Below are 3,195 nucleotides of genomic sequence, written 5' to 3' on the forward strand. Positions count from 1 at the left end.
TGGTGAGCAGCGAGAGCGGCGATCAACCGCTCGAGGTCGACGAAGCCCGCGCGAGCGCGTTTCTCGCGATCTGCGAGGTCGGCAAGGCGCTGCATCGCGGCCAGCCCGCAGCTCCGCTGTGGGCTGCGGCCGTCACCGCGACCGAGCGCTGGCTGGCTCTGGTGACCTGAAGCAAATCCGCTGGGTCGTTATAGCCGAAACGATATATGGGTTATCGCCGGCCGCGCTCGAAAGTCCCGAAGCGTGTAACAATTACGGCGCAATAGCCGTATATTGCTCGGGCCTCTCACGAGCGATCGACGGTCCATGCCATGCTGCTTTTCCTGCTCGCTTATCTCGGCGGTGTGCTGACCATCATCAGCCCCTGCATCCTTCCCGTCATCCCGTTCGTTCTGGCCAGGGCGGACCGTCCGTTCCTCAGGAACGGCCTGCCGATGCTGGTCGGCATGGCGCTGGCGTTCGCGGTGGTCGCCTCCCTGGCGTCGGTCGCCGGCGGCTGGGTGGTGTCGGCCAATCAATATGGCCGCGCCGCCGCGCTTGTCCTGCTCGCCCTGTTCGGCCTGACCTTGCTGTTTCCCGCGCTTGCGGATCGCGCGATGGCGCCGCTGGTCCGGGTCGGCGCGCGGCTGTCACACCTGGGTGAGGGGAAAGCCGATGGTTCACTGCTGGTGCCGCTCGTGCTCGGTGTCGCCACCGGCTTTCTGTGGGCGCCGTGCGCCGGTCCCGTCCTCGGCCTGATCCTGACCGGCGCGGCGCTGAAGGGCGCCAACGCGACGACGACCCTGCTGCTGCTGACCTATGCCGCGGGAGCCGCGACATCGCTGGCGTTGGCGCTCGCCGTCGGCGGGCGGGTGTTTGCAGCGATGAAGCGCTCGATCGGTATCGGCGAATGGATCCGGCGCGGCTTGGGTGCGGCCGTGCTGGTTGCGATCGTCGCGATCGCGCTCGGCCTCGACACCGGCGTGCTGACCAATCTCTCGCTGAGCGGGACGAACGCGATCGAGCAGAGCCTGCTCGATCGGCTGCATCCGCGCCAAGGCCAGAACCCGGTCGCTATATCTGGCGGGCCGGCCAAGCCCGCAGCATCGGAGGCTGCGGATGCCGACCTGCCATCGGAAGGCCCGATGCCGCCGCTCGACGGCGCGACGGCGTGGCTGAATTCTGCACCGATCACGACCGAGAGCCTGAAGGGAAAGGTCGTCCTGGTCGACTTCTGGACCTATTCCTGCATCAACTGCCTGCGCTCGATTCCCTATGTGCGCGCCTGGGCGCAGAAATATCGCGATCACGGCCTCGTCGTCATCGGCGTGCACGCGCCCGAATTCGCCTTCGAGCGCGACGTCGACAATGTGCGCAAGGCGATCTCAACCTTCAAGATCGACTATCCGGTCGCCGTCGATAACGACACCAAGATCTGGCAGGCGTTCGAGAACGAATATTGGCCGGCGCATTACTTCATCGATGCCAACGGCGATATCCGCCATCACCACTTTGGCGAAGGCGGCTACGCAGAGTCCGAGCGGGTCATCCAGGAGCTGCTGACCGAAGCCGGTCAGCGCGACATTCCCGGCGGCACGGTCGATGTGAATGCGTCAGGCGCGGAAGCCGCGTCCGCCGCCGCCGACGTCAAATCGCCCGAGACCTATCTCGGCTACGACCGCAGCAACCGGTTCGATTCGCCGGGCGGCGTGGTGCAGGACGCCGCTCATACCTATGAAGCGGGCGCGCTGCAGCTCAACGCATGGTCGCTGGTCGGCAACTGGACCATCGGCCCGGAACGCGCGACCTTGAACGAGCCGGACGGCAAGATCGTCTATCGCTTCCATGCGCGCGACCTGCATCTGGTGCTCGGGCCGACGGAGGAGGGCAAGACGATCCGGTTTCGCGTCACCATCGACGGCAAGCCGCCGGGATCGGCGCACGGCATGGACACTGATGCCAATGGCGAGGGCGCCGTGACCGGCCAGCGGCTCTATCAGCTCGTTCGGGATACCGGCAGCGTGGCGGACCACAATTTCGAGATCCAATTCCTGGACCCCGGCGTGCAAGCCTATGCGTTTACGTTCGGCTGAGGCTTAAGCATTCGCGTCGAGCCGATCGAGAAAGGCACGCACGGTGTGCACAGAGCCGGTATCGGCCGGCTGATAGCCCGGCAGCGCCGCGATCGCCTGTTGGAATTCGGCACCCTTCATCAGCGCGATGACGCGGCGCATCGGCTCGGTCTCGAGAAAGGCCTGTCGGCAGACGAAGAAATAATCCTCGGTGAGGATGCGGATGAAATCGAGCCCGAACTGCCGGGCGGCGGCCTCGACGCCGAAGCTCGCATCCGCCATGCCGCTGGCCACATAGGCGGCGACGGCGGCATGGGTGAATTCGATTTGCTGCGCGCCGTTGATATGGGAGGGATCGATGCCGTGCAGCGCCAGCAGCTGGTCGAACAGGATCCGCGTGCCGGAATCGTGATCGCGGTTGACGAAGCGCGCCTTGCTGCTCACGAGGTCGGCAAGGGAATTGATGCCGAGCGGATTGCCGCGCTTGACCATCAGTCCCATCTCGCGGGTCACTAGGCTGATCACGCGGTCTTGTTTCGGATCGAGCCATTCGCGGCACGCCCTGATGCCTTCCGCGCGCAACTCGCCGCGCGGCAGATGTAGGCCGGAGAGGTCGCAGGCGCCTTGGGCCAGCGACACCAGCGAATGCTGGCTCGAGACATAACGGAGGTCGACGCCGATGCCGGGCTCGCGATCCAAGAGCTCGCGCAGCTTCGCCACCGCAAAGCCGTGGCTCGCATGCACACGGATCACGGAGGGGCGCTGCTGCAGGAACGGCTTGATCTCGGTGGCGAGCTCCTGCGCCAGGTTCTCGAGCTGCGGGCCGAGCCGGGCCTGCATGCGCTCGCCAGCCCACACCAGCTTGTCGCCGAACGCGGTCAGCCGCGAGCCCTTGCCGCGCTGGGTCTCGACCAGCGGCACGCCAAAAAAGGCCGACCATTGCTCGATCAGATTCCAGACGTGCCGGTAGGACAAATGAACGTCGCTGGCGGCAGAGGTGATCTTGCCGGTCTTCCGGATCTCGCTGAGAACGCCCAGCATCACCACCACGCTCTGCGGGTGGCCGTCCTTGTGAAAGCGCCAGACAGGTTCGATCTCGATCCGCAGCATGTGTGATCCATTTATGAAGGCGAGTTCATATCTC

At 65.4% G+C, this 3,195-nt stretch carries 2 protein-coding genes; one reads left to right on the plus strand and one right to left on the minus strand.

The window, feature by feature from the left end:
• Positions 1-311: 311 nt before the first annotated feature.
• Complete coding sequence (locus WA702_RS03985; RefSeq protein ID WP_425109233.1) at positions 312-2,072, plus strand: cytochrome c biogenesis protein DipZ; 1,761 nt, start codon at positions 312-314, stop codon at positions 2,070-2,072.
• Between the two features lie 3 nt (positions 2,073-2,075).
• Here WA702_RS03985 and WA702_RS03990 read toward each other — a convergent pair whose 3' ends face one another.
• Positions 2,076-3,161, minus strand: a complete 1,086-nt coding sequence (locus WA702_RS03990; RefSeq protein ID WP_425109234.1) for a substrate-binding domain-containing protein — start codon at positions 3,159-3,161, stop codon at positions 2,076-2,078.
• Positions 3,162-3,195 lie beyond the last annotated feature (34 nt).

It is taken from the genome of Bradyrhizobium sp., assembly GCF_049798375.1.
GTDB lineage: Bacteria > Pseudomonadota > Alphaproteobacteria > Rhizobiales > Xanthobacteraceae > Bradyrhizobium.

What these genes read in the sequence shown, in the direction of transcription:
- WA702_RS03985 (WP_425109233.1), top strand. Translation starts at nt 312, where the DNA reads ATGCTGCTTTTCCTGCTCGCTTATCTCGGCGGTGTGCTGACCATCATC.
- WA702_RS03990 (WP_425109234.1), bottom strand. Translation starts at nt 3,161, where the DNA reads ATGCTGCGGATCGAGATCGAACCTGTCTGGCGCTTTCACAAGGACGGC.